The following is a 26,648-nucleotide window of genomic DNA, read 5'->3' as shown; positions in this document are numbered from 1 at the left end:
ATTTTCCTTGTTTTGTTAATTGTGCCAAATTTCTAAGGCGGGTTAAAAATATAATATTAAGTGTTCTTTTAAGATCTATTTTTATCGAAACGAGTAGTTATCAAAATAAAGCAGACTAAAGATGCAACTTTTATCATCTTTTTGTATTAACAGTTTATCTAAATAAAATATAAAAAGCAAGTATATGTAATCAATATGTTAATAATAATAAAAGAAAAGCAAAAAAGTTTATTAATATTTTAATTTACTATTTTTTTTTGCTTTTTATAAAATCTTAATATTGTAAAGTCTCAAAAAAAAATAAGGAATACTATGCAATATAATATTACTGAGGCAGTTTTTGGTCAAAGACCAAATGTAGAACTTCCAAATCCTAAGATTTTAGAGTTTTTAGGTGAAGATGGAATGAGAAATATGGTAGCAAGACATTATGATTTGTTAGCACAAAGTGAGATAAAAGAACTTTTTCCTTCAACAGTTGAGGGTTTAGAAATGGCAAAAAAACATGCAGCTGACTTTTTCATACAAATTTGTGGAGGACCTAAATATTTCAATGAAAGTAGAGGAGCTCCAAAAATGGTAGCAAGACATATGCCTTTTGAAATTGATAGTAATGCAAGAATTGTTTGGTTAGAAAAATATGCACAGGCGATGGAAGAAACAAATTTAAGTGATGAGCTTAAAAATTCATTTTGGAATTATATTAATATTTTTTCAATCTGGATGATAAATAAAGCTAGTTAAAATAATATATTATATAAACTAATTAAAATAATATATTTTATTAGAAGGTATGATTTTGGATGATAAAAGATCTATTGGATTATTAGGTGCTATATCTATAGGTGTTGGAGGTATGGTTGGTGGTGGTATCTTTGCCGTATTAGGTGAAGCAGTATCCTTAGCTCATGGAGCTACAGTTGTTGCTTTTTTAATGGCTGGAATTGTTGCTCTTTTTACTTCATATTCATATGCAAAGCTTTCTGTGAAATTTCAGACTAAAGGTGGGACTGTAAGTTTTATAGATGAAGCCTTTGGACATAACTATTTATCAGGAAGTGTTAATTTTATGCTGTGGCTAAGTTATTTAGTTACCATATCATTATATGCTGTGGCTTTTTCCTCTTATACACAAGCTTTAATTGGTACTTCTAGTAATATTTTAAATCATCTATTTATAACAATAGCTATACTTTTACCTTTGCTTATTAATCTTATTAGTGCTTCTTTTGTAAGTAAATCAGAAACTATTATAGTTGTTATAAAAGTGTTATTGTTAATATTGATAATTGTGGCAAGTTTTACATATTTGGATTTTGAAAGATTATCCCCATCAAAATGGGAAGGTAGTTTTTCTATTTTAGTTGCTGGTATGATAATTTTTGTTGCTTATGAAGGCTTTGAGCTTATAGCAAATTCAGCAGAAGATATTAAAAATCCTAAATCAAATCTTCCTAAAGCATTTTATAGTTCAGTCTTATTAGTAATTGTTTTATATATTTTAATTGCTGCTACTACAATTGGCGCAGTGAGTGAAGATAAACTTTTAGAAGCAAAAGATTATGCTTTAGCTATTGCTGCGAAACCAGCATTGGGTCAAATAGGTTTTACTATAGTTGCAATAGCAGCTTTATTAGCCACATTTTCTGCTATAAATGCAACAATTTATGGAAATGGAAGATTGGGTTATATCTTAGCTATTGAAGGAGAATTACCAACTTTTTTTAATAAAGAAAGAGATGCTATTCCGTCTTTGAGTATTATTGTTACTGCTTTATTTAGTATTGTTTTAGCAAATAGTATAAACCTTTCACAAATTGCTATTATTGGGAGTGCAAGTTTTCTACTTATTTTTTTTATAGTGAACATTGCCGCTTTAAAATTGCATAAAGAGATAAAAGCTAATAAGTATCTTTCTCTAATCTCTTGTATCATAAGTTTTATTGCCCTTATAACTTTACTTATACATACATATATGCAAAATAGACAATCAATTATTATCTTTCTTGTATTTATTTTTATATCAATTTTATTTGAGGTATTGTATGGAAAATTTGTAAGAAAACAAATTTTTAATAGAAAATATAAATAGATTAGTTTTTTATTTTTTTTACTAGTTTGTAGTTTTTATAATAGTTTATCGTTTCCATTAAAAATAGAGCAATGAGTCCCATTATCCAGTATAAAAACCATTGCTTTATCATACCAATAAATCCATCTTCACTAAAGTAATCAATTATTTCAAAAAATAGGAAAAACAAAATTACAGATTTGAGTGAATTATTGTTTGCTGGTAAATACTCAATTATCTCATAATCTTTTAGTTTAATTTTAAAATATATAAGTGCAGTAATAATTGCAAATAAAGCTAAAATAGAAAGGTATTCATTTGTTATAATCTCAAGAGTTTCTTTTTGTCCGAAAATAAAAAGATAAGTTGAAATAATCACAATAAAAGTAACAAAAAATAATAATAAAGGGTTTTTCAATCTTTTTCCTTGTAATAAAGATAAATTTTATCGAAAAATTTATTTACTATTTATAATTTATTATATAATATGTATATGAAAATTATTTTAGGAAAATATTATGCAAATATTAAAATATGAAAAAGTTGATGCAAGTTTTAAGCCATGGAATGAAGAGTATTTTAATGTAGCTAATAGTTTAATAGAATTTATACAAAATGAAAGATTTAAAGTAATACATATAGGGTCAACTTCTGCTAAGGTTTCAGGGAAAGGTATTATAGATTTATCTTTATTATATGAGATGGATCAACTTAAAGAAGCAGTCAACTATGTTAAATCACTTGGTTTTCAGGATCAAACAGGGAAAAAACTTTTTCCAAGAGAAAGACCAAGAAAAGATGGAATGGTTATATTTAATGAAAAAAAATACAATATCCATATACATCTTATTTTAAATGGAAGTATTGAACATAGAAAACAAATAAAGTTTAGAGAGTTTATGCTTGAAAACCCTTGGGCTAGAAAAAAATATGAAGAATCAAAATTAGAAATTTTAGAAAAAGGTATTATAGAGCAGGAAGAATATGGGAAAGAAAAATCTGTTTTTGTAAAATCTGTGATAGAAGAACTTGAAAATATAGAATAAAATTATTAGTTACAAATAAAAATTTATAAGCTTTTTAACAAAAAATTGCTAAAACTTTATCCATGAAAGAGATAATATATTTAATACCAGGTCTAATGACCGATAAAAGATTGTGGAGTAGATTAATTCCACACTTAGAAGATGAATACGAATTAATACATTTCCAAATCCCTTTAAGTGAAGATTTTGATGAGATTATTGAAGACTTAGATAGAGAAATTGGAAATAAAAAAGTTAATATTTTGGGATTTTCTTTAGGTGGCTATATAGCTAGTTATTATACTTTGAAAAATCCAGAGAAAATTAAAAGGTTGTTTTTAGTCAGTTCAACACCTAGTTCAACTGAAGAAAAAGATATTGCTAGAAGAGAAAAAAAACTTCAAGAAGCAAGAGAAGATAATTTTACTCCATTAAATTTAGAAAAAGCAAAAGAATTATTAGAGATAAAAGATGATGAAGAGTTAATTCATATAGTATCTTCGATGTTTAATGACTTAGGAAATAAAGCTTTTGTTCCTCAACTTGCAACAACTTTAAAAAGAGAAGATTTATTTGATGATTTAGTTAAGTTAAATATTCCTATTGGTTTATACTACAGTACTGAAGATAGGCTTTTAAATCATACTTCTATTAATGAAATTTTGCAAAAAGAAAACAGATTAAAAGTGGTAGCAAGAGAGGGGACAAGTCATAATATACCTTTAGAGTTTTCAAAGGAATTGAGTCTTCATATTAAAAACTGGATGACTCATGAGTAATTTTTTTTTATAAAAATTCATTTACTATAGAAAATAATAATAGATGAAAAAAGAAAAAATATATTTACTTCCAGGTCTTATGAATAATAAACTATTATGGGAAAGAATAAATCCAATACTAGAAGATAAATATGAGTTAATATATTTGCCTATTCCTTTAACTAAAGATTTTGATGATGCAGTTAAATATTTAGATAATCTTATAAAAGATGAAAAAATAAATTTATTAGGGTTTTCATTGGGTGCATATCTCGCTTCATATTATACTATTAAAAGAAGTGAAAATATTAATAGAGTTTTTTTAGTTGCAGGAACACCTAGTTCTTTAAGTGAAATAGAAATAAAAAAAAGGGAAATATTTTTAAAACAGATGGATAATTTTGGTTCAATTAATTTATCAACTAAAAAAATAAAACTATTACTTGAGGATGAAAATCAAGAAGATAAATATTTAATTAAACTTATTAAAAATATGTTTGATAGTTTTTCTCTTGAAGAGTATAAACTTCAATTAAGTACAACTTTCCAAAGAAAAGATATATATGAAGAGTTATTATCAATAAATATTCCAATAAATTTTATTTATAGTAAAAAAGATAGGTTATTAAATCTTAAATCGATGGAAAAAATTGATAATAGATTTAAAAATGTAGTATTAAAACCTTTAGAAGGTAGTAGCCATATGATACCTTTAGAAAAGGCTGAGACTCTCTCAAAAGAGATAATCTGTTGGATGAATCGTAAAGCTTAGTTTCATATAGTGAAACAATAACTAATTAGTAGTTCTGATATATTCTTTATTAAAAGCTATTGATATAATATTTTTATAAATAATCAAGGAGTGAAAATGTCAAAAAGAATATTAATTATAGCTGGTGATTTTGTAGAAGATTATGAACTTATGGTTCCTTTTCAATGTTTAAAGATGTTAGGATATGAAGTAGATGTTGTTTGTCCTGATAAAAAAGCTGGAGAGCAAATTAAAACTGCGATTCATGATTTTGAAGGTGATCAAACATATACAGAGAAGCCAGGTCATAATTTTACTTTAAATGCTACATTTGATGAGATTGATGAAACAATTTATGCGGCACTTGTAGTTCCTGGTGGTAGAGCTCCTGAATATATAAGATTAAATCAAAGAGTTTTAGATATTGTAAAAGATTTCAATGACAAAAATAAGCCAATTGCTTCTATTTGTCATGGTATTCAGGTTTTAGTTGCAGCAGACATAGTTAAAGATAAAACTTGTTCTTGTTATCCTGCATGTGCTCCTGATGTAGATAAAAATGGTGGTACATGGGTTGATATTGGGTTTGAATCAGCATATGTTGATGGAAACTTAGTTACTGCAGCTGCTTGGCCAGCACATCCACAATGGCTTGCAAAATTTAATGAACTTTTATAAAACTTGTGCAAAACTAAATATTTAGTTTTGCATCAAGGATTTTTATGTCTCAACAATTGAAATCACTCTCAAAGGGTTTACAAGTTTACAAAGAGATTGTAAATTATGGTAAACCAATTTCTGCTACTTTATTATGTGACAGATTATCTATAAATAAAAGTACAATGTCAAGAATTCTTCAGACTTTAAAAGATGAAGGATATATCCTTTATTTGGATAATAGTAATGAAATATTTCCTAGAAGTTTAGAAAATATTGAATCAAAAAAAACTAGAATAGAATTACTTATTCAAAAAACAAAACCTTTATTGGAAGAGATACATAAAAAAACAAAAGAGTGCTCATATTTAGGAATAATTGATAACAATAAACTTTTATATCTAAATCAAATTGATTATTCAAATAGAAAAATTAAAACAAGAAATAGTATAGGTTTACAAGCTCCTTTACACACAAATGCTTTAGGAAAATCTATTTTAGCTTTTGGAAACTATAGTTTAGAAAATATAAAATTAGAACCCTATACTAGTAATACAATTACAGATATTAAATCTTTCAAAAAAACTTTAGATGAAGTTTTAATAAATGGATACTCTTTAGATAACAGTGAATATCAAGATAATATGCGTTGTGTTGGTGTACCAATTTTTAATCATGAAAATATCTTAGTAGGGGCTGTGGGGATATCAGGTACAAAAGATAGATTATCTTTTGAAAAATTAAATCAATTAGGTAAAGATATAATAGATATAGTAGATAGATACAATATCAAATGTTAAAAAATTAATCCTTTTTTTTATAATAAATATAAGTCTATTAAAATATAATAGAATAATAATAAAAAGGAGTATTTTATGAAAAAATATTTTTTAATTATTTTATTTCCTATGTTTTTGTTTTCTCAAACAATTTTAAGATTTTCTAGTGAAAATATGAATCTTGAACTTCAAAGAATTATTAGTGTTAATGATATAGTTTGGTCATTGGATTTTCTTTCAAATGAAGAGATTATATTTGCTATGAAAAATGGTAATATTGCAACTTATAATTTAAAAAGTAAAGTGACTAAATATATTAAAAATACTCCTTTTGTAGTAAATAGAGGACAAGGTGGTCTTCTTGATGTGGCAGTATCTCCTAACTTTAAAAATGACAGAACAATTTTTTTCACCTATGTAAAAGAGTATGGTACGCAGATTGTAACGGCACTAGCAAAGGCTAAATATAGATATAATGATTTATATGAATGGAAAGATATATTAGTAACAAAATCTAATTCAGGGACTTCAAGACATTTTGGAAGTAGAATAACTTTTGATGAAGAGGGACATATCTTTTTTAGTGTTGGAGAAAGAGGCGTTAGAGTAAATGCACAAGATCTGAATAATCATGCAGGAACAATTATAAGATTAAATATAGATGGTACTATCCCAAAAGATAATCCTTTTATAAATCAATATGAAAAATTACCTGAAATTTATTCTTATGGACATAGAAATCCACAAGGTTTATTTTATGATAAATATAGAAAAACTATTTTTAGTAGTGAGCATGGACCAAGAGGTGGAGATGAAATAAATGTTATATATAAAGGTCAAAATTATGGATGGCCTACTATCTCTTATGGAAAAGAGTATTGGAACCCCTTATCAGTAGGAGAGGGGACACATAAAGAGGGAATGATGCAACCAATAAAGTATTATGATCCATCAATAGCTCCTAGCTCTTTATTAGTTTACAATGGAAATAGATTTTCGGCATTTAAAGGAAATATTTTTATTGGTGCTTTAAAGTTAACACATTTAAATAGAATAGTTTTAGATAATAATTTTAGAGTAGTAAAAGAGGAAAGATTATTAAATGATTTAAATGAAAGAATAAGAGATGTAGTTGAATCTCCTGATGGACTAATATATATCTCCACAGATAGTGGAAATATATATAGAATAGTTCCTAATTAACCATTTTGAAGGTTTTTAGGAGTACATTTTTTAGTAATCATACAAGTAGGACAGAAGTCAGTAAGTCCTGCAACTAAAGGAATAATTCCTAAGTAGAACCAATATATTCCTGTATAAACCCCAATTGCAATTAACACAATCCCTAAAATAATTCTAAACTTTCTACAAAAGTTTCTAAACTTGTCAAATTTATTCATAATATAATTTGCCTTTATAATTTTTAGCCAATTATATATTAATAAAACTTATTATAGTTTTAAAAAATAAGTTAAGTAAAACTTATAATTCTATTTTGCATTGTTTATTTATATTAATCTCTTCCAAAGATATAGTAGATTGATATACTAAAACTTCAACACCTTTTGATAAAACTTCTTTAAAAGTTTGTGCATATTTTTTATCAATTTCACTTGCTAATCTAAAAGGTAAATCATCTGTTCTTTGAATTATATATAACATTACAGCTCTATGTCCTTGATTTACCATCTCACAAAGTTCATTTAGATGTTTTTCTCCTCTACTAGTAATAGCATCAGGAAATGCTAACATATCATCAATTTTTAACGTTACACTTTTAATTTCGACAAAACATTTTTTATCTTCATTTTCAAGGAGAATATCTATTCTACTGTTTTGGCCATATTTTTGTTCAGGTTTTAAAGAACTATATCCTTGTAACTCTTTTATTGTTCCATTTTCAATTGCTTCAATTCCTAATTTATTTGCAACACCTGTATTTGTACAAATGAGATTTTTACCCATTTTAGTTAACTCTAAAGTATATTTTAACTTTCTTTTTGGATTATCATGAAAAGTAACCCATACCTCACAGTCTGGCTCAATACAACTTGTCATTGCTCCACTGTTTGGTACATGGGCAGTTATCTCTTCACCACTTTCAAGAACTATATCTGCAAGAAATCTTTTATATCTTTTTATTAATTTTCCTTTGAATAATTTATCAAATTTCAAAATATCCCTTTTTAATTTTATTAATATTGATTATATTGGGATTTTATTTATATTACAATTGTTGGTAAAGCTTATTAGTTTACATAATCATGGAATAAAAATTGCATAGTAGTGCCTATTAAGGAGAGTTGTATGAAACCATTTGAACAGGAAAAACATCTACTGAACCATAAGGAGATAGATTGTTTGCATAAAGAGTTTTTAGATATTTATAACAGTGTAGATAAAACAGATACAAACAGTTATATACAAAAACTAATTTCGCTTTTAGAACATAGTAAAATCCATTTTAAAACTGAAGAAGACTTAATGGATAAATACAATTATCCAAGAAGTAAAGAACATAAAGATGAGCATAGAAAAGTTCTTGCAGAGATGGATTACTTTATTAAAAATGCAAATTCAATTTTTGGAAAAAAGATGTTAAAAGCATATTACACACAAAAGATTGGAGATTGGTTTGATTTACATCTTTTAAGTATGGATAGTGATCTAACAGCATATTTAAAAAAGGCAAATAAGTGGGCTTCTTAGAAGATAAAATCAAACAAGACTTAATGCAAAACTTCTATAGGAAATATTTATGATTACTCCAGCAATTGGAACTTCCCAATTATATAAACAATTGGAAGCTTTGTTGGAAGCTGATATCCCTTGTTTTATCCATGGAAGCCCAGGTATTGGTAAGTCTTATATTGTAAATGATATTGCAAAAAAAAATGATTTACAACTAATAGATGTAAGACTTTCACAACTTGATGCAGTTGATTTAAGGGGAATCCCTACTATTAGTAAGGAACAAACAAAATGGATGCCGCCAGTTTTTTTACCTAGTGATGATGACTCACAGGGGATTTTATTTTTAGATGAGTTAAATTCAGCTCCTTTATCAGTACAAGCAGCTATTTACCAACTTGTACTTGATAGAAAAATAGGGGAATATACACTTCCAAAAGGGTGGAGAATAATCTGTGCCGGTAATAAAATAGATGATAAGGGGATTGTTTTTAAACTACCTAGTCCACTTATAAATAGAATGGTTCATATTGTTCTTGAAGCAAAATATGATGATTTTAAGGTTTGGGCTATTAAAAATGAGATCCATCCTTTTGTTATTGGATTTTTAGGTTTTAGACCAGACTTATTAAGTTCGGAAGTTCCTTCTTCTACTGAAACAAATCCAGCTTTTTGTACCCCAAGAGCTTGGAATATGCTTTCAAATATAATTCAAAAAAATGAAGAGATAAATACACTTCATCCTATAATATATGGTACAGTAGGGTATGCCGCTGGAATTGAGTTTATCTCCTTTGTAAAAGTTTATAAGACTTTGCCAAATATTGATGCAATCCTTGAAGGAGAAAGTGAAGTTGTACCCAAAGAGCCAAGTGCTTTATATGCTTTATGTGCAGCTATTATAGAAAAATATAAACAAAGCAGCGAGCAGGCAGTAAATCTATTTGAGTATGTAAAACACTTACCAGTTGAATTTAATGTAATGCTTATAAAAGACCTTATTGTAAAAGATGAAGATATAGCTGAACTTGAAGCTTTTGATGCTTGGATGGAGGAGTATGGTGAGTACATCATATGATGAAGTTTTTCAAAAAATTAGAATTAATTTTTTGTTTAATCATCCTTTTCTTTCTGTATTAGCCCTATCAATACCTACTATATACAAAGAGAATAAAAACTCTGCTTTTCAAACAAATGGTAGTGAGATTTTTATTGATTTAAAAAAGCTTGAAAGATATTCAAGTGAAGAGATAACCTACCTTTATGCTCACACTTTATTGCATATAGTTTTAAAACATACCTATAGACAAAAAACTAGAGAACAAAAGCTTTGGAACCAAGCTTGTGATTTAGTTGTGAATCTTATCATGTCAAGCTTTTCAAATGTAGGAAATATGCCTGTGGATGAAGTATTAGATTTAGACTTAAAAGATAAGTGTGTGGAAGAGGTTTATGAGATCTTGTATAAAGAGAATAAAGAAGATGAAAATGAAGACTCAAGTAGCCAAGAGAAAAAAGAGCAGGAGATAAAAACAACTCCAAATGAAAAAGGGGATTTAAAAGCACATATCTATGATGAATTAAAGATGGATTTAGAAGAGGTAAATGATGATAAGACAAATGAGGGGGAAAGGGAAAAACTTGATGGTATTATAATTCAAGCTTTATCTATTGCTAAAAAGAGTTCAAAGGAGTATGTTGGGATGCAAATTGAAATAGATACTCTAATAAAACCTGAAATATCACTGCAAGATATGTTAAAAGAGTATCTAATCTCCTCTTTATTTGAAAAAACAACTACTTACGAAAGACCAAATAAAAGATTTATTCATACCGGACTTTATCTTCCTGGAAGTAAAAAAAGTGATGAACTAATAGAAGTTTATATAGCCCTTGATAGTAGTTCAAGTGTGACTTTGGATGAGTATAAAAAGTTTCTAGGTGTAGTAAAAGATGTGTGTGATGGTTTTTATGAATATAAAGTTACTGTACTTCCTTTTGATTTAAAGGTTAAAGAGGAACATATTATAAACTTTGATTCTTTTAATCCTTTGGTTGAAGATGATTTATTTATCCCTAAAAGTGATGGAGGAACAGATTTTGATGAAGTTCTTAGGTTTTTAAAAAAATCTAGTGATATAAAAAGTAATAATCTACTTATGGTTTTAAGTGATGGTGAGTTTGAAATAAGTCAATCTTTGGTTTGTACAACACTTTTTGTTATAAGTGAAAAGAAAAATATTACGAGGTTTGAAAGATTTGGAAGAGTTATTCAATTTGACCTATAAAGATGAGGTTGAAGAGTTAAAAGATAAAGAAGATTTTGAAACCTTAGGTGATGAAAAGTATTTAAACCATGAAGATATGGAAGCTAGACTCTATTGGGCATTTTGTAGACCAAATGGCTCAATAGAGGAACAAATAGCAGATAAAGAACCTCTTGTATCTATTATGGCTTTCAACCACTCAAAACTACCAGCCCTTAAAAGATTTCAACTATTACATAAAGATGTTATTGCAAAAGAAAACTTGCGAGTAAAAATCAGAAACAGAACAAGAATGCTTTTTAGAAGTTTAGTTGATGATGATTTCAAAGAATTAAATCAAGTATTAGATTTAGTAGCTGTATTTTTACCAGTAGCTGTAGACCAGCTAAAAAATGGAAGAAAGTGGAACGACATAAAAGCTTGTGAAATAGAAGCTACAAAATTTTTAAATCGTGCTTGTGAGTTTATAGATGAAGATTTAAAAACAGCATTGTATATAAAGTTAGCAGATTTTGAAGAGATGGATAATAGTGAATTAAAAGAGTATTTAGAAGAGATTATTGAAAAAAAAGAATCTATTCATAGGATTATTTTAGATTATTACAAAGAAAAAAGCATGGACTGGATAGAAAATAGTGATTTACATATTTTGCAGAAAAAAGGTTTACAGAAGTTGGCAAATAAGCTAGATTAGTCAATTTTAAAAAGTTTAGCTTAAGATGATATTCATAATGGTTGAGTTGAGAAATAATTTGTTATAAATTTTGCATTTCTGTATATTTTTGATTAGCTTTAAAAAAAAGTATATCTTCTTGATTTTTAGCTTTGGCTAATTCCTGTAGTTTGTTTTGTTGTTCAAAAAATTGTTGTGCTAAAAACTGTTGTTCTTCTAAACGTTTGAAATATGCCTCTTTATTGAGTTTTCTATCATCATTATTTTTATCATCTGTTTTCATAAAAAAACTATTTTTTGATCGTCCCCAAAATTCAGAATCATTGCTCGTTGGCCATGAATCTCCTCTGTATTGAGACAATGATTCCCCTACTGTTAAGAGTACCGAAGTATCTCTTGGTGCATATGATGAGCTCAAATCTCTCTGTAAAAGAGAAAGTATTTTTTCTTTATATTCTGGGTCTTTTTGCATTTTTTCAAATGCCTTATCTGAAATATTAATGGCAGCATTTTTTACACTACCATGACGTTGTATCTTTTCTAAATCCTGATAAAATTCTTTTTTAAATAGTATCATATTTTCTTCTGAAGTTAATTTTGTCGTTTGTGATACCTGCTCATTTTTAGACACATTAGTTGCGTTTACAGAGGTCGTATTTTCTTTTTTATTATTTGAATAAGTGTTTAGATTACTTACAGTAGCTTTTTCTTGAACGGATAGTGACATTGTTAATCCTTTTAATTAACAGAAGTATTTTTAATATATACTTTTTTTCTTTTAACAACTAAAATATTGATATATAATTAAAGAAATATTCTGTATTTCAAACTATTAATCATTCTTAACTTAAATTATATATGAAATAGTTTAGAAAGTCAAAAATTAACTTTCTAGAAGTTCATCTATGAATTTGAGATCTAGATTTAAACTTTTTTTCTATGGTTTTATTTTTTTATAAATGAAACGGAAAATGGCTGATGGTTTATCCTTGTACCAATGGAATCAAGTGCAGATTTAACTTTTGAAGTTTAATGTATAAAAAAATACTCAACTTGGTAAGTTTCTTACAAAATCTCTTCTTTCTCTCCTTTTAAAATCAGCATTAAGGTTACAGATACCATCCCTGTAATACTAAATATCAAAACGTTTTCTAGCCCAAAATGGTGCCAGATATAACCTATTACCAAAGCTCCAAGAGAGCTAAATAGTGCAACTCCCCCGTAAAAAATACCGAATACGAACCCTTTTGAGGTTGCATTTGCTGAGATATAACTCCTTAAGGCATTAAGGCTTAGAACAGTGAACAGCCCCAAAAAGCCAAATGATAGCCAAAGATTGAATTTAACGCTAAGGATAGATAATATCCCGAACACAAAAGCCAAAAGCATTATTTTATAGCTTCCGATTCTGTCGCTTAATAAGCCACCGTAATAGCTAGTAAGGGTCTGAACGAAGGTAAAAAGCATAATAAAAAGTGGGATAATGGACAAATCAAACCCTTCCTGTTTTGCATAAACTATAAAAAACTGCTCACTTACAATAAAAAATAGAAAAGAAAAATAGATAAAAAGAAAAGGGAAAAGCTTGTAGTCCTTTTTGTTTACTACACTGTCTCTCTTTTTGAGCTTGGGTGCATCGCTGACAAAAAATATCATGATAACAACAGCAAATAGTCCAGGAATTGCAGTAAATTGGAATATTGCCCGTATGGTACTCTCATCTTTTGTAAAATAGAAAAATATAAAGAATAGAATCACGGCACCGCAAAGTTCCCCTGATATATCCATCATCTTATGAAAACCAAAGGTTCTTCCATGCATCTTTTCTTTTGCAAAACTGCTTATAAGAGAATCTTTTGAGGCACTTCTTACAGCTTTTCCCATTCGCTCCACTCCCCTTAAAAAGGCGACGCTTACAAAACTTTCGCTAAAAGAAAAAAGTGGTTTAATAAGAGCGGAGATGAGATACCCACTTAGCACAAAAGGTTTGACTATTTCATATTTGTCGCTCAAATACCCAAAAACTATTCTGAATATATAAGACACAAAGGTGGCTATTGCAATAATAATCCCAAGCTTGTCAACCCCCTCGTTCAATATATACACCACAAATATAGGAAGTAGGACAGTGATCATTGAAGAGGCCATATCGGTAAAAAAACTTACCCATCCAAGTGCAAAAATGTTTTTATCTATATTTTTCATATCAACCTCTTTTATAAATAATATTAAATTTATTAGTTTCTTTCTTCTAGTGCAAGTTTAAAACCTAATCCGATTAAAATAATACCGCTAGTTCTATAGATATTTTTTAAAATAATAGGTCTCGTTTTTATCCAAAAAGATAATAATCCAGATATAAATCCTATTGGTGCTTTAATAAAAAAAGTTAGAATAGCAAATGTAAACCCTAATATAAAAAGTTGCATTGTTTCATTTCCATTATTTGGTATTACAAATTGGGGTAAATAGGAAAAATAAAATATAGCAATTTTTGGATTCATTATATTTGATAATACTCCTTGTATAAACATTTTTTTGTAAGATACCTTTGGTAAATCTTTTATATTCATAGTATGATCTTTACTTCTAAAAAGTTGATATCCAATATAAATTAAATATCCTGCACCAATTAGTTTTACAATATTAAATAAAAATTCTGATGCTAATAGTAAAGCACCTAAACCTAATGTAGCTAATAATGTATGTCCTAATAATTCAACACTTACTCCAAAGGCAGTCATTATTCCAGCTTTTTGTCCTTGAGCAATTGAACGAGACATAACTATAATCATATCTTGCCCTGGTGTTAAGATAATAACTGTTGATGTTAGTAGAAAAACTAATGTAACTGTTTCCATTTTAAAACTCCTTTTGTATAATGGTTGAGTTGAGAAATATTTGAACCGCAGGGTCAAATATTTCTTGTTAGGAGTTAGTTAAACTCATATGTTGTGTTATCTTCTTTAACGATGACTTTCATTCCATTATCTATTAACTTATTCATTAAATACATTCCCCCAGGAAGTTCAAAATCACTTTTAGCAAATACTGCATATACTTCAATTCTACCATAAAAACATAGCTTTAAAGTCAACAGTCCGTATTCATCTTCATCTAGAAACTGATAATAAAATACATCTTTATTTTCGCCAAATTTTTCTTTATCTTTAGATTCAAAATTAACCTTATCTCTTATAATATCTTTATAATTTTGGTGATTCTTCTTTGAATAATATATAAAATCCATAAATATTTTAACTATCCCATCAAATCGCTTATTAAAATGGTAATAATAAATTCCATAAGCAATATGTTCAAATGATTTTTTTAATCTTAATACATCAGGTGTACCTATAATAATATCTACAAATTTATTATCTTTAATTTCTAATTTTACATTTTTACTATTTAAAAATACTTTTTTAAGAAGTTTATATGAGCTTCTACGAATTGCTCTCAGTACTTTTCCTTGAGAGTGTATATAGCCTATTGAATTGTTACCTAAAATTCCAGCTAAACTAACCATCAAAAACTCGTCATCATCTGACTTTGTATTATTATGTTCTTCACATGAAGGTACAGTCATTAGATGTAATCTATATTTGTCATTTCCTATATCTTTTTTTTCAGGGAAAAGGCATTTTGGTGGTACATGTTCTTTTGTTGTTGCAATACTATCACACATATAGCAAGTTAATACTTCTTTCATTTACAAAACCTTTGAATAAGAAGAAAAAAACATTTGTACTCCTAACAGTTGAGGAGAGCAATATTTGACGCAGCCTTAGGGCAAATATTGGTTCTTGCATTTTGTTATGAGTTTTTTAAGTAATTTAGTTCATCTTTATACGATATTATTGGTTCATATAATTGATGATATCCTCTACCAACAGCCCCTCTAAACTGCGTTAAGATTGGTTTATTATTTCCAATTGTTAAAATGTGGTCTATTGCTATACCTGGATATGGATCAATAAAAACAATTTGTTTAATACCAAGTTGATATGCTTTTTTTGCACACAATTCACATGGGCTTGCTGTAGTAAATAATTTTCCACCTTCAATTCCTGAACTACCGTATTTTGCTAATTGTAAGAAAGCATTTTCTTCGGCATGTAAAGACCTTGTGTGAACTTGATTACCTTTGTCATCTAGTTTATTTTTAATATCTTTAAAACAATAGGCTAAGTTTTTACCTTTGGTACCTTCTTGATTATTTATTTTAGAAAATTCAAGTTTAGCTTGCGTCCTAAAAGCTTTATTATTTTGTTCATATAAGCTATATGATACAGCATCAAAGCTATGTTCTAAACCATTTAATGATCTTAAATTACAAGGTATTTGACCTCTTGCTACATCATTCCATCCCACTGATTTTATAGAAAAATTTACATCAGTAACTACAGCGCCAACTTGCCGAGAAATACAACCTGAATTACTTTTTGCTGTATAAGCTATTTGCATAACTCGTTCTAATTTAGTTGGGGTAATTAACCCTGGATGTAAAATTAATGCAAAATACCAAGCTAATTGAGCTTTTAATACATTATTGTTATCTAATTCATTTCTAGGGTTAAAAATGTGAATATCTGACATTTCTATACATCTTTGAACATTTTGACTAATAAAGTCTGAATCATTAATATCTGATTTACCAGATTCCTTTTGTTCTAATTCATCAAACTTATCTACGGTAAACTTATGTATATTTTGTAAATAATTTTTTCTATCTTCATTTGGGGCATTAATGGACATTAAATAGAAAGCAGCATATCTTTCTTTAAAAAACATGGCCTCGTAAGGGTTTCTAATAGCATCAATTACAATTAATGCATTATGTCTTTTAACTTGTCTTATTATTTTAATTGAACGATTAATAGTTTCTGGTAAATGAAATACAGATTTAGGTATAAACTCTTCTATCTCATAATTAGTTTGAATTTTACCAGTACGTCTTATAGAATTACCTGCTGCTTGATACACATTAATATATAATTCATTTTCAAGTTCTTGTAATTCACGTTTAAACTCTTTAGTGAATTTTCTTATTAATTTCATGAAAGTAAAAAACTTGTCACGTTCTGTAGGAGTTAGTTCAAAAGGAGTATCATGATCAAGTATTTTTTTAGAAATATTTTTTAATTTTTCTGTTTTTAAAAATCTATTTGAAAATGAGCCTGTTTTAATAAGTGTTTCAATTTTTGATTTGCTAATAGATTCTGTTTGTGCACAAATAAAATCTATCATATTAGGTGCTTTAATTGATAAAATATAGGCAGAAATCAAATCGCTAACTTTTATTGAGACAAACTGAGAATAATTTTCCTTTGTATAGTCTGAAACTATATTGTAACGTTTAGCATCAAGTTTATTAAAAAATGGTTTTGATTGATAATTTACATCCTTGATATTAGGAAAATTTGGATTTTCTTGCTCAAGAATTGTTGCTGCTGTTGTACATCCAGAACCAGTTCGTCCAGTAAGTCCAACTATTACAAACTTGCTTCTTTCTTCAAAAAGACTTGATATCATTTGACTATTTTTTGTATTCAATTAAATCTCCATTCATTTTATCTCATAACTATTTATTGAATATAAATTATATAAATAAAGTACTTAAATCTACTTATTTATTATATATTCTAAAAGAAGCTTATTTAAGGCATTTTTATTAAAAAAGATTATAAAATAAAATATTTTTAAATAGAAAAAGTTATTTTCATGTATCTTTTATATCGATATTTAGAACTTTAATATACATAATGTATATAAAAAGTCAGAATCTAACTTTAAAGTACATTTTTTATAATTTAGAAGGAAGTACATATAAAAGCTAACAAGCAAGTTTAAAACCTACTTGTTTTTCAGCTCTACACCATTGTAGCCCAATACTTTTTGCACATATCTTTTATCTCTCATCCCAACTAGGATTCTAGTTACAAACTCTTGCTCTTCTAAAAATTTAAGTGCAGCAAAATCTATTGGTTCTTTTATCCCTAAATCCTCGCTAACTTTTTTTGAGATTTTAGATTTTACATTGTTTTTATAGGCATCTAAAAAGTTATCAACTAGTTTGAAATATATTGGATCCAATTGGATTGTATTTACTATATAAGGGATAACTTGATACTCAATTATATCATCTACATCTCCAGCCCATCTATATTCATTTTCTATACCTAAAAGTTGTTCTAAAGCTTCTTGGAAAGCATCATTTGGTATCTCTCTTACTTGACTTAAAAGGGTGTCATAATTGATACACTCATTATAACTTGCAAGTCTTAGCATATTGTCTTTGTAAATTGCGTTTAATGGTCTATTTACATGAACTTCTAAACCATTTTCATGTGCCCATTTAGCTGCATTGATTCCATCATGTTCAAACATATTCATAGGTAGCTGTATCACTTTAAAGTTGTGATTTTCTCCCGCTAGTTCTTTTGCATAAGCAACTAAATGTTTATATTCTAAAAAGTGTATATCACTTCTTTTTTTAGAAAAAGAGTTTGAGCTGATACCATAAGCTTTTATTTTCCCATCTTTTACCTTTTGTTCAAGTAGGGCAAAGGCTTTTTTGATTCTTACTTGCATTATCTCGTGATGATGTAAGATTTGTTCTTCTGACATACCAGCTTTAATCTCTTTCATTAAGTAGTATTCTGGGTTATGGAGTAAATAAACATCTATGTAGTCTGTATTTAACCTTTTTAAGCTATTATGAATCTCTTGGTCTATAAAAGACTGTGAGATTGAGTGATAACAATCTTGGTCATATTTAACCAGTTCATCAATCTCATATCCATTTTGAGCTTGTTTTAAAAGCTCACCTTGTATATAACCACCTTTAGTTACAATTGTAAAATCTTCTCTTTTTCTATTTTCTAAAACCTGAGCTATTAAAATCTCTGCTTCACCATGCATATAGTTTGATGATGTATCTATATGTGTGATACCATTATCTAGTGCAAAAGCAAGAGCTTCTTTATGTAGGGGATTTTGATATGTTGTTCTGTAAGTTCCAAATGAATATTTTGATAGCATTATTAACCTTTTTATAATTCGAAACGATATTATATACAATTTCCATACCACTATCAATAAGAGGTATGATTATTGCATATACAATTTCATGGAAGAAAATTATGATTTAAAGGTTTATGATAGGTTTCTTGGTGATTTTAAAGAGGATGGAAACCATTGGGATAAAATAGAGAAAAGAACTGCTACACTATTTCAAGTATTGATTGATGGAGATTTAAAGGAGTTGATTTTTGTTTTAAAACATTACCCTAAATATATAAATTTAGTTTGTGACCACTTTAGGTATCTATATAATTACTCTGCCCAAGATGCAGATTTGTATGCAGCCTCTAAATTATTGCAGATGAGTGAAGGTTACCAGCCAAAACAATTTGTTAGAAACTTAGTGAGAAAACTAAAAAAAATTGATGAATATGATATATCTAAATTAAAACTATTTTTAGATGAATTAGTATCTAATCAAGAAAAAATACACCCAATAATTTTAGGGTATTATAAAATAGAAATACAGAATAATATCTCAAATAACAATTATCATAAGTTACAAATAAAAGTAATAGAAAAATCTCTAGCAAAAATTATAGTTGAAACAAGTTTTGATTTCACAGCAAGGGATAGAGATGCAAATTTAGATATTCCCTATATGGATTAAGGAGTGAAAGTGTTTTATGTAAAAAAGAGTGTAATATTTTATGAGAAACCTGGATGTGCAGGGAATAAAAAACAAAAAGAACTTTTAATAGCAAATGGTGTTGAATTTGAAGTAAAATCGATGCTATCAACAAAATGGGATAGGGCTACTTTAAATAGTTTTTTTGATGGTTTAGAAAAAAATCAAATAGTAAATCAATTTGCACCACAAGTTAAAAGTGGTGAGATAGATATTGATAAGTATTCAAAAGATGAGTTGGTTGAACTTATGATAAAAGAACCAATTTTAATAAAAAGACCTCTTATCCAAGTTGATGATATAAAAATATGTGGTTTTGATATTCCTAAATTAAACAGTGCTTTAAATCTTCACTTAGATGCAAAAAAAGAGGTAGGCACTTGTCAAAGTAGCGATTCATGCACAAGTGTTGAGTGACTTTTACAATTTTGTTAGATTAATACACAAATACAAAAGGATTTAACTTCCAAAAAAGGTATAAATTATATAATAAAATAAAAAAGTGAGATGATTTATGCCTAAATTCTTTAAAGACTTTATAATCATAGGAGCAATTATTGTTTCTGTTTTATCAATACTAAATTCATATTTTTTATGGTTAGCTTTAATCTTTTTATTCTTAGTTTTATTAGGATTTTACGATTTAAAACAAACTAAACACTCTTTATGGAGAAACTTCCTAGTCCTTGGTCGTATGCGTTGGATTTTAGAGGAGTTAAGACCTCCTATAAGACAATATTTTATTGAATCAGACATTGACGGGGTTCCTATAAATAGACAACAAAGAGGTGTAGTTTATAGAAGGTCAAAGCGTGTACAAAGTACTATTCCTTTTGGTACAAAACTTGATGTATATGAACCAGGATATGAATGGATTGGGCACTCTTTAAAAGCAATAAAAGGTTCATCTTTAGAACAAAATCCAAGGGTAATAATAGGTTCACAAGATTGTAAAAAACCTTACGCTTCTTCAATCTTAAATATCTCTGCAATGAGTTTTGGTGCTTTAAGTGCCAATGCAATATTAGCTTTAGGACATGGGGCTAGAATTGGAAATTTTGCATTAAATACAGGTGAAGGTGGATTAAGTAGATACCATCTTGCAACAAATTGTGATTTAATATGGCAAATAGGAACTGGTTATTTCGGGTGTAGAGATGAAAATGGAAATTTCCATGAAGAGAAATTTAGTGAAAAAGCAAAAAATGAAAATGTAAAAATGATTGAATTAAAACTTTCACAAGGAGCTAAACCTGGCCATGGAGGAATACTTCCTGCCAATAAAAACACTCCTGAAATAGCAGAAGACAGAGATGTGAAACCTCATACTAGAGTTGATTCTCCTCCTACACATACAAGTTTTTCTACACCAGAGGGCTTAATTAAATTTATCAAAAAATTAAGGGACTTAAGTGAAGGAAAACCTGTTGGTTTCAAACTAAGTGTAGGAAGAAAAGAGGAGTTTATTGATATTTGTAAGGCAATGGTAAAATTAGAAATAAAACCAGATTTTATCACTGTAGATGGGGGAGAAGGTGGTACAGGAGCAGCTCCTTTAGAATATACAAATTCTGTTGGTATGCCTTTAAGAGAAGCTTTAGTTTTTGTAATTGATTGTTTAGTTGGATTTGGTTTAAAAGATGATATTAAAGTTGTTGCTTCTGGAAAAGTATTAAATGGTATGGATATAACAAAAGCTTTAGCTATTGGAGCAGATCTATGTGCAAGTGCTAGGGGAATGATGTTATCTTTAGGTTGTATACAAGCTTTACAATGCAACAAAAATACTTGTCCAACAGGTGTTGCTACTCAGGACAAAAGATTAACTAGAGGACTTGTTGTAGAAGATAAAAAACAAAGGGTTGCAAACTTCCATGAATTAACAGTAGAGAGTTTTATTGAGATATTAGCATCTGCTGGTTTAGATAAACCATCTAAACTAAATAGAACACATATATTTAGAAGATTAGATGAAACAAAATATAAAAGATATGATGAAATTTTTGCACCTATGAAAAATGGAGATTTACTAACAGAGCCATATCCTAAAGAGTATGAAAGGTTTATGAATTAAGGAACAGTTCTTGCATTCTCAAAAGTAATATTATTTACAAGGAAATAAAATGGCAACTCCTATTGAGTTTATTAAAGAGAATGAATTAGCATGGCAACCATCTTTTCAAGGTGATTTAAGTGATGGCACTTATGGATATAGAGGGGCTTTAATTATTGAAGCGGGTAAACAAATCTCACCAGATAGAAAATTACCTCCAAAAATTCAAGCTAAGCAAGTTATTATGATTAGTGAAGGTGAAACAATCAAATTCTTTGCTGCTGAATTAGAAAGTTTTCATGACTTAGCACCAATGATGGAAAAATATAAAGGTTTCTTTGTATCTGGAGGATTATATTTATTATATGTTACTGATTTAGAAAAAGCAGGTACTTTTGAATATGAAGGTGTTAAATTTACTGCGATTCCACTTGATGAGAGTTCAGTATGGAATGAACTTTTAGAGTTAGCTGATTTAGAAAAAAGTGATATGAAAGCACTTAAAAAACAAGAAGAGAAAATAGAAACATTATTTGATGAATTATCAGATAGTGATGTAGAAGAAGAGTCAAAAACATATGAAGAGATGTTAACTTTTGTAGGAGAAAGTTCAAAACAACTTATGGGAGCAGTTTAATAACTGCTTTCACTACATATTCAAACTTTTTAAACTATAATAGTTTATGCAAAAAGAGTTAATTACAGAGTTTGGATATAAAAATATAGTAAAAGAGTTTAAAAACCTTCTTGAAGTTGAAAAGCCACATTGGGTAAAAGAGAAAGAGGTAGCTGCTCAGCATGGTGATAGAAGTGAAAATGCTGAATATATTTCTGCAAAAGAGATGATACGAAATATCGATAAAAGACTTCGTTTTTTAGAAAAAATAGTAAATAATTCAACGGTAATTGATACTACAAAAATCCCTCACATAAAAGTAAATTTTGGTTCACAAGTTACATTATTAGATTTAAATACAGATGAAAAAAAAGTTTATATTATTGTAGGAACCTTTGAAACCAACCCAAATGAGAATAAAATATCAAATAAATCTCCTTTAGGAATTGCACTTTTAGGGAAAGAATTAAATGAGGAGTTTGAATTTTCTATAAATAACCAATCTTTTGAATATGAAGTTATTGATGTACAAATGTATAGGTTTTACTAATTGTTAATAATTTTAAATATAAAATAGATGTTTTATAAAAAGATCTCTTTTTGATTATTTTTAAGGAAATATAGATATGCATAATAAAATATTAAATCAAATAAAAGTTTTATTTGTTGAAGATGAAGAGTTAATTAGGAAAAAAACAGTCTCTTCTTTAGAGTATATTGTAGCTGAAGTTGAAGAAGCCGGAAATGGTGTAGAAGCATTAGAAAAATTAAAAAATTTCACTCCAGATTTAATTATTACTGATTTGGAAATGCCAGATATGGATGGTATAGAGTTTATAAAAGAACTTAGACAAAAAAATAATGATATATGTATTATTGTTGTAACTGCACATACTAGTGAAAAATATTTGTTAGAACTAATTGATATGCATATAGAAAAATATATTGTTAAACCAATAAATTTAGAAAAACTTATTAATGCCTTAGAGGGATGCCAAAAATTATTTTCTGAATCAAAATTTTATTTAAAAGAGCTTCCGTATGGTTATAAATATGACTGGAATCAAAAAATATTGTTACATAATGAAGAGTTAATCTCCTTAACAAAAAAGGAAATACTTTTTTTAGAGTTATTATTTAAAAATACAAACAATATAGTTTATTACGAACAATTACAAGATGAAGTATGGCAAAATAGTGTAATGACTGATAATGCCTTAAGATCATTAGTGAAAAATTTGAGAAAAAAATTGCCAAAGGATTTTATTTCAAATCTTTCAGGAGTAGGGTACAAATTTGTTTAGAATCTTTATTTTATTCTATTTAACAAGTAATTTTTTATTTGCCCTTGAACCAATAAGTTATAAACATGATGATTCAAAAAGTATTGCTATAAACCATAGAGTTAAAAATTCCCATCTAAAAGTATATATGCCAACACTTCCTTATTTTAATATACTAAGTTTGATAAATGGAACTTTAGTACGCTTGAGTGATTCTAATAAAGGATGGGAATATTATTTAGCTTATAAACACAAAAAAATTGATGATTTGACATATGATTTTTGGTTGAGAAATAATGTAAAATATCAAGATGGTTCAAAATTTGATGCAGATTCTGTAGTTGAGAATTTTAAACACTTTATAGAAGGGCCTTTTTTATACAGTAATATACACAATGCTTTAAATTATGTTGAGAAAATAGATGATTATAAAATAAGAATCCATCTAAATGAACCTTATGGTATGTTATTAAATGACTTGTGTGTAATAAATTTTTATACAAAAGCCTATTATAAAAAATATAATTGGAGACCAAGTTATACTGCACAAAATACTAAAGGGGCAGGTTTGTATGGGGCAGGACCTTATATCTTAGAAGAAGGATACGCAACAGGATTAGAACAAAGTGAAAAAATAGTTCTAAGAGCAAACCCTTACTATTTTGAAAAAGATAAACCCTATATAGAAAAAATAACAATATATACTCAATTAACTAATGAAGAGGTTATTAATAAAATATCAAAAAAAGAGGGTGAGTTAGATATCGCTTATATCCCTTTTAATAAAAAAACAGAAATAGTTAACTCAAAATATGCAAAACTATTAATCTTGCCATCAAATGGAAATCTTTTAGTACATTTTAATTTATTAAAAAAAGACTCAAAGCTAAAGGATGTAAAAGTTAGAAGGGCATTAAATGATGCAATTGATCAAGAGCGATTAATAAAATTCATTTTTAAAAATGAGGCAAAAAAAGCTGCTTTTTTATTATCTAGTAATGCTTATTATTCGAAAGAAATATCCAAAAAGTATATAAATAGAAAGTCAAGATTTTCCCAAAAAGAGTTAAAAACTATATTAAATGGTTTAGTTTTAAATGTTGTTACACAAGATAGGTTTATGTTTATGTGGAAAGGGATTGAGTATCAATTATCAAAATATGGTGTTAGATTAAAATATTATGTCACAAATGATGAAAAAGTAGTACTAAATAGGCTCTTTGAAAATAAACATAAAAAATATGATTGGGATCTGCTTATTTGGGGAGATGAGGATTGGAATGGACATCCTTGGACGGGATTTTTTACCTTGTACCCTGATTCAGGTTGGAGCTCTATTTTAAAAGACAAATATTTAGACAAGGAGTTTCATAAACTTTTTAAGTTAGATGTTTCATCTAAAGCATTTCAAAAAGAGGTTGATAAACTTTTATTATACTCTTACGATAAGGCATATACTTTAGTTCTTCCTTCTGTAAATACAGTAATTGCACTAAATAAAGAGGTGATTTACAAACCATCTAAAATGGCACTTTTCCCCTTGTGGAATGCAAAAATTACACCTTATCATTGGTCAATTAGAAAAGAAAAACTTCCAAAAGAAAGATTAAAATATCTATATCCTATAAGGTTAAAAAATGATTAACTTGAAAATTAGACAAAAGTTTTTAATATTGGGTTTTATAGCACTAGTATCTTTACTTTTTATAGGATGGTTGTCTTTAAAAATAAATAATGAAAGTTTTAAAAACTCTAATAGTGTAGTTGTAAATTTTCAAGATACACAGAAAATTCAAACTTTATATATAGAAGATTTATATATGTTACGTGAAATAATTTTATCTTTAGTTATTTCACCTAATGATGGTTTCAAAAAAGAAATAGATAAAAAGATTTCACCTATAATAAAAAAATTAGATGAAAATTTTGATAAAAATCTTAAAATGGATAAAACTTATTGGAACGAATATAAGAAAATAGCCCTTACTACAAGAGAATATTCTTTAAATGGTTTTGATGAAGGTGCTTTTATGAATACTTCTACTGTAGAAAGAGATAGTTTTTATAGATTAATCAATCAATTAAAGCTTTTACAAAAACAGAAACTAAAAAGTTCTGAATCAAAATTGATTCAATTAAAAAATAATGTTGATAAGAATAACCTTTTTATAATTATTGGAATATTATTTATAGGAGCAATAGGATTAGTTCTTGATATGACAGTAATTCTTAAAATTATAAAAGGTATTGAAGCAATACAAGGAGGATTAAGAAAATTTTTTAATTATTTAAATAATCCTATGGCTTACAATAATGAGTTACATATTGATATAGATAGTAAAGATGAATTAGGATTAATGTCAGAGGCAATAAATAGAAGAGTAAAACTAATAAAAGAGAATCTAAATGATGATTATAAATTAATTCAAGAAGCAACATTAACCTTAGATAATTTAAAAGAGGGTGTATTTGGTAAAAGACTTAAAGAGGAAGGAAAATCAAAAGAATTAAATGTATTAAAAAATGTAATGAACCAAATGATTGATAGTTTGGAAAATAAAATACAAGAAGAGATAAACCAAAGAACAAATCAAGAAAAACTTATGATGCAACAATCAAAACTAGCTGCAATGGGAGAGATGATTGGTAATATTGCTCACCAATGGAGACAACCTATAAGTGAAATCAATGCTGTTTTAATGGAGTTAGAGACAATCACAAGATATGATAAGTTAGAAAAAGAACACCTTTTAGAAAACATTAGAATCTGTAACGAAATAACAGAACATATGTCAACAACAATTAGTGATTTTCAAAACTTTTTTAAACCAACAAAGAAAAAAGAGGATTTTTCTGTATTAACAGCTTGTAAAAAAGCTTTAGCAATTATAAATGCTTCATTAACAAATAATAAAATCAATTTGACATTTGATATTCAAGAAGACAATATAATAAATGGGTATTCAAGTGAATTTTCACATGCTGTATTAAATATAATCTCAAATGCAAAAGATGCCCTTGTATTAAGAAAAATCAAAAACCCTGAAATAAAAATCAGTATAAAAATTGGTAAAATTTACACGGTAATTAAAATATTGGATAATGCAGGAGGAATTAAACTCGAAGATATTGATACAATATTTGAACCTTACTTCACAACAAAGTATGCAAAACAAGGTACAGGAATTGGTTTGTATATGACTAAAATGATTATTGAAAATAATATGGAAGGCTTTGTTTATGCTAAAAATGTCAAAAATGGAGCTTTATTTACAATAAAAGTAAAATAAATACAAAATTACATTTTTTT

At 27.6% G+C, this 26,648-nt stretch carries 29 protein-coding genes; 20 read left to right on the top strand and 9 right to left on the bottom strand.

The window, feature by feature from the left end; all coding sequences use genetic code 11:
- Positions 1–312: 312 nt before the first annotated feature.
- Both ACKU4C_RS08665 and ACKU4C_RS08660 read left to right on the top strand, forming a co-directional pair.
- Positions 313–744, top strand: coding sequence for a globin (locus tag ACKU4C_RS08665; protein ID WP_321311466.1), 432 nt, complete (start codon positions 313–315; stop codon positions 742–744).
- A gap of 49 nt (positions 745–793) precedes the next feature.
- Entirely contained in the window at positions 794–2,092 is a 1,299-nt protein-coding gene (locus tag ACKU4C_RS08660) for an APC family permease (RefSeq protein WP_321311464.1), read from the top strand.
- 1 nt (position 2,093) lies between these two features.
- On the opposite strand, the gene ACKU4C_RS08655 is transcribed toward ACKU4C_RS08660, so the two are convergent.
- The gene (locus ACKU4C_RS08655) at positions 2,094–2,489 is read right to left on the bottom strand and encodes a hypothetical protein (RefSeq protein WP_321311462.1); all 396 of its coding nucleotides are present in this window, start codon (positions 2,487–2,489) and stop codon (positions 2,094–2,096) included.
- A 100-nt stretch (positions 2,490–2,589) separates the two neighbouring features.
- On the opposite strand from ACKU4C_RS08655, the gene ACKU4C_RS08650 reads away from it, so the two are divergent.
- The 6 genes from ACKU4C_RS08650 (at position 2,590) to ACKU4C_RS08625 (ending at position 7,244) form a co-directional block, all read left to right on the top strand.
- Positions 2,590–3,117 (top strand): GrpB family protein, encoded by a 528-nt coding sequence (locus ACKU4C_RS08650; protein WP_321311460.1) that lies wholly within the window; start codon positions 2,590–2,592, stop codon positions 3,115–3,117.
- A 62-nt stretch (positions 3,118–3,179) separates the two neighbouring features.
- Positions 3,180–3,875, top strand: coding sequence for an alpha/beta fold hydrolase (locus ACKU4C_RS08645; protein WP_321311458.1), 696 nt, complete (start codon positions 3,180–3,182; stop codon positions 3,873–3,875).
- Positions 3,876–3,918: 43 nt separating this feature from the next.
- Entirely contained in the window at positions 3,919–4,626 is a 708-nt protein-coding gene (locus ACKU4C_RS08640; protein ID WP_321311456.1) for an alpha/beta fold hydrolase, read from the top strand.
- Between the two features lie 96 nt (positions 4,627–4,722).
- The gene (locus ACKU4C_RS08635; protein WP_321311454.1) at positions 4,723–5,283 is read left to right on the top strand and encodes a DJ-1/PfpI family protein; all 561 of its coding nucleotides are present in this window, start codon (positions 4,723–4,725) and stop codon (positions 5,281–5,283) included.
- Positions 5,284–5,327: 44 nt separating this feature from the next.
- Positions 5,328–6,062: an IclR family transcriptional regulator gene (locus ACKU4C_RS08630; RefSeq protein ID WP_321311452.1), complete on the top strand. Its 735-nt coding sequence runs from the start codon at positions 5,328–5,330 to the stop codon at positions 6,060–6,062.
- Positions 6,063–6,137: 75 nt separating this feature from the next.
- A complete protein-coding gene (locus ACKU4C_RS08625; protein ID WP_321311450.1) occupies positions 6,138–7,244 on the top strand; it encodes a PQQ-dependent sugar dehydrogenase in 1,107 nt (368 codons plus the stop codon).
- Here the strand turns inward: ACKU4C_RS08625 and ACKU4C_RS08620 are convergent.
- Together ACKU4C_RS08620 and sfsA are read right to left on the bottom strand one after the other, a co-directional pair.
- Positions 7,241–7,441, bottom strand: coding sequence for a DUF2892 domain-containing protein (locus ACKU4C_RS08620; RefSeq protein WP_321311448.1), 201 nt, complete (start codon positions 7,439–7,441; stop codon positions 7,241–7,243). The genes ACKU4C_RS08625 and ACKU4C_RS08620 overlap by 4 nt on opposite strands.
- Before the next feature lie 82 nt (positions 7,442–7,523).
- Complete coding sequence (gene sfsA, locus ACKU4C_RS08615; RefSeq protein ID WP_321311446.1) at positions 7,524–8,216, bottom strand: DNA/RNA nuclease SfsA; 693 nt, start codon at positions 8,214–8,216, stop codon at positions 7,524–7,526.
- Positions 8,217–8,348: 132 nt separating this feature from the next.
- Between sfsA and ACKU4C_RS08610 the strand changes: the two genes are divergently transcribed.
- From ACKU4C_RS08610 to ACKU4C_RS08595, 4 genes are read left to right on the top strand one after another with little or no spacing between them, the layout of a single operon-like run.
- The gene (locus ACKU4C_RS08610) at positions 8,349–8,750 is read left to right on the top strand and encodes a hemerythrin family protein (RefSeq protein WP_321311445.1); all 402 of its coding nucleotides are present in this window, start codon (positions 8,349–8,351) and stop codon (positions 8,748–8,750) included.
- A 49-nt stretch (positions 8,751–8,799) separates the two neighbouring features.
- Positions 8,800–9,810: a MoxR family ATPase gene (locus ACKU4C_RS08605; protein WP_321311443.1), complete on the top strand. Its 1,011-nt coding sequence runs from the start codon at positions 8,800–8,802 to the stop codon at positions 9,808–9,810.
- Positions 9,794–11,020 carry a DUF2201 family putative metallopeptidase gene (locus ACKU4C_RS08600; RefSeq protein WP_321311429.1) on the top strand — a complete coding sequence of 409 codons (1,227 nt, stop codon included), beginning with the start codon at positions 9,794–9,796 and terminating at the stop codon, positions 11,018–11,020. Before ACKU4C_RS08605 ends, ACKU4C_RS08600 begins: the two co-directional genes overlap by 17 nt.
- On the top strand, positions 10,992–11,693 hold the full coding sequence (locus ACKU4C_RS08595; RefSeq protein WP_321311427.1) for a hypothetical protein: 702 nt from the start codon (positions 10,992–10,994) through the stop codon (positions 11,691–11,693). Before ACKU4C_RS08600 ends, ACKU4C_RS08595 begins: the two co-directional genes overlap by 29 nt.
- A 61-nt stretch (positions 11,694–11,754) precedes the next feature.
- Here ACKU4C_RS08595 and ACKU4C_RS08590 read toward each other — a convergent pair whose 3' ends face one another.
- From ACKU4C_RS08590 to ACKU4C_RS08565, 6 genes are all read right to left on the bottom strand, one after another.
- The gene (locus ACKU4C_RS08590; protein ID WP_321311426.1) at positions 11,755–12,399 is read right to left on the bottom strand and encodes a hypothetical protein; all 645 of its coding nucleotides are present in this window, start codon (positions 12,397–12,399) and stop codon (positions 11,755–11,757) included.
- Positions 12,400–12,737: 338 nt separating this feature from the next.
- Positions 12,738–13,877 carry an MFS transporter gene (locus ACKU4C_RS08585; protein ID WP_321311424.1) on the bottom strand — a complete coding sequence of 380 codons (1,140 nt, stop codon included), beginning with the start codon at positions 13,875–13,877 and terminating at the stop codon, positions 12,738–12,740.
- 32 nt (positions 13,878–13,909) lie between these two features.
- Positions 13,910–14,533, bottom strand: a complete 624-nt coding sequence (locus tag ACKU4C_RS08580) for a LysE family translocator (RefSeq protein WP_321311423.1) — start codon at positions 14,531–14,533, stop codon at positions 13,910–13,912.
- A 74-nt stretch (positions 14,534–14,607) separates the two neighbouring features.
- Complete coding sequence (locus tag ACKU4C_RS08575; RefSeq protein ID WP_321311422.1) at positions 14,608–15,384, bottom strand: hypothetical protein; 777 nt, start codon at positions 15,382–15,384, stop codon at positions 14,608–14,610.
- Positions 15,385–15,488: 104 nt separating this feature from the next.
- Positions 15,489–17,228, bottom strand: coding sequence for an anti-phage dCTP deaminase (locus ACKU4C_RS08570; protein ID WP_321311420.1), 1,740 nt, complete (start codon positions 17,226–17,228; stop codon positions 15,489–15,491).
- A gap of 300 nt (positions 17,229–17,528) precedes the next feature.
- Positions 17,529–18,716: an aldo/keto reductase gene (locus tag ACKU4C_RS08565; protein WP_321311418.1), complete on the bottom strand. Its 1,188-nt coding sequence runs from the start codon at positions 18,714–18,716 to the stop codon at positions 17,529–17,531.
- An 88-nt stretch (positions 18,717–18,804) separates the two neighbouring features.
- Here ACKU4C_RS08565 and ACKU4C_RS08560 point away from each other — a divergent pair, with 88 nt between their 5' ends.
- From ACKU4C_RS08560 to ACKU4C_RS08525, 8 genes are all read left to right on the top strand, one after another.
- On the top strand, positions 18,805–19,368 hold the full coding sequence (locus ACKU4C_RS08560) for a hypothetical protein (RefSeq protein WP_321311416.1): 564 nt from the start codon (positions 18,805–18,807) through the stop codon (positions 19,366–19,368).
- A 9-nt stretch (positions 19,369–19,377) separates the two neighbouring features.
- Positions 19,378–19,803 (top strand): ArsC/Spx/MgsR family protein, encoded by a 426-nt coding sequence (locus ACKU4C_RS08555; RefSeq protein ID WP_321311414.1) that lies wholly within the window; start codon positions 19,378–19,380, stop codon positions 19,801–19,803.
- A 97-nt stretch (positions 19,804–19,900) separates the two neighbouring features.
- Positions 19,901–21,460, top strand: a complete 1,560-nt coding sequence (locus ACKU4C_RS08550) for an FMN-binding glutamate synthase family protein (RefSeq protein ID WP_321311413.1) — start codon at positions 19,901–19,903, stop codon at positions 21,458–21,460.
- A gap of 49 nt (positions 21,461–21,509) precedes the next feature.
- Positions 21,510–22,076 carry a hypothetical protein gene (locus ACKU4C_RS08545; RefSeq protein WP_321311411.1) on the top strand — a complete coding sequence of 189 codons (567 nt, stop codon included), beginning with the start codon at positions 21,510–21,512 and terminating at the stop codon, positions 22,074–22,076.
- A gap of 46 nt (positions 22,077–22,122) precedes the next feature.
- Complete coding sequence (gene greA, locus ACKU4C_RS08540; protein ID WP_321311409.1) at positions 22,123–22,605, top strand: transcription elongation factor GreA; 483 nt, start codon at positions 22,123–22,125, stop codon at positions 22,603–22,605.
- Between the two features lie 76 nt (positions 22,606–22,681).
- The gene (locus ACKU4C_RS08535) at positions 22,682–23,359 is read left to right on the top strand and encodes a response regulator transcription factor (protein ID WP_321311407.1); all 678 of its coding nucleotides are present in this window, start codon (positions 22,682–22,684) and stop codon (positions 23,357–23,359) included.
- Positions 23,352–24,983: an ABC transporter substrate-binding protein gene (locus ACKU4C_RS08530; RefSeq protein WP_321311405.1), complete on the top strand. Its 1,632-nt coding sequence runs from the start codon at positions 23,352–23,354 to the stop codon at positions 24,981–24,983. Before ACKU4C_RS08535 ends, ACKU4C_RS08530 begins: the two co-directional genes overlap by 8 nt.
- Complete coding sequence (locus tag ACKU4C_RS08525) at positions 24,976–26,628, top strand: HAMP domain-containing sensor histidine kinase (RefSeq protein WP_321311403.1); 1,653 nt, start codon at positions 24,976–24,978, stop codon at positions 26,626–26,628. Before ACKU4C_RS08530 ends, ACKU4C_RS08525 begins: the two co-directional genes overlap by 8 nt.
- Positions 26,629–26,648 lie beyond the last annotated feature (20 nt).

The sequence above is a fragment of the Halarcobacter sp. genome (genome assembly GCF_963676935.1).
Taxonomy (GTDB): domain Bacteria; phylum Campylobacterota; class Campylobacteria; order Campylobacterales; family Arcobacteraceae; genus Halarcobacter.
Note: the sequence above shows the minus strand (reverse complement) of the source record. Positions and strands in the feature narration are given on the sequence as shown.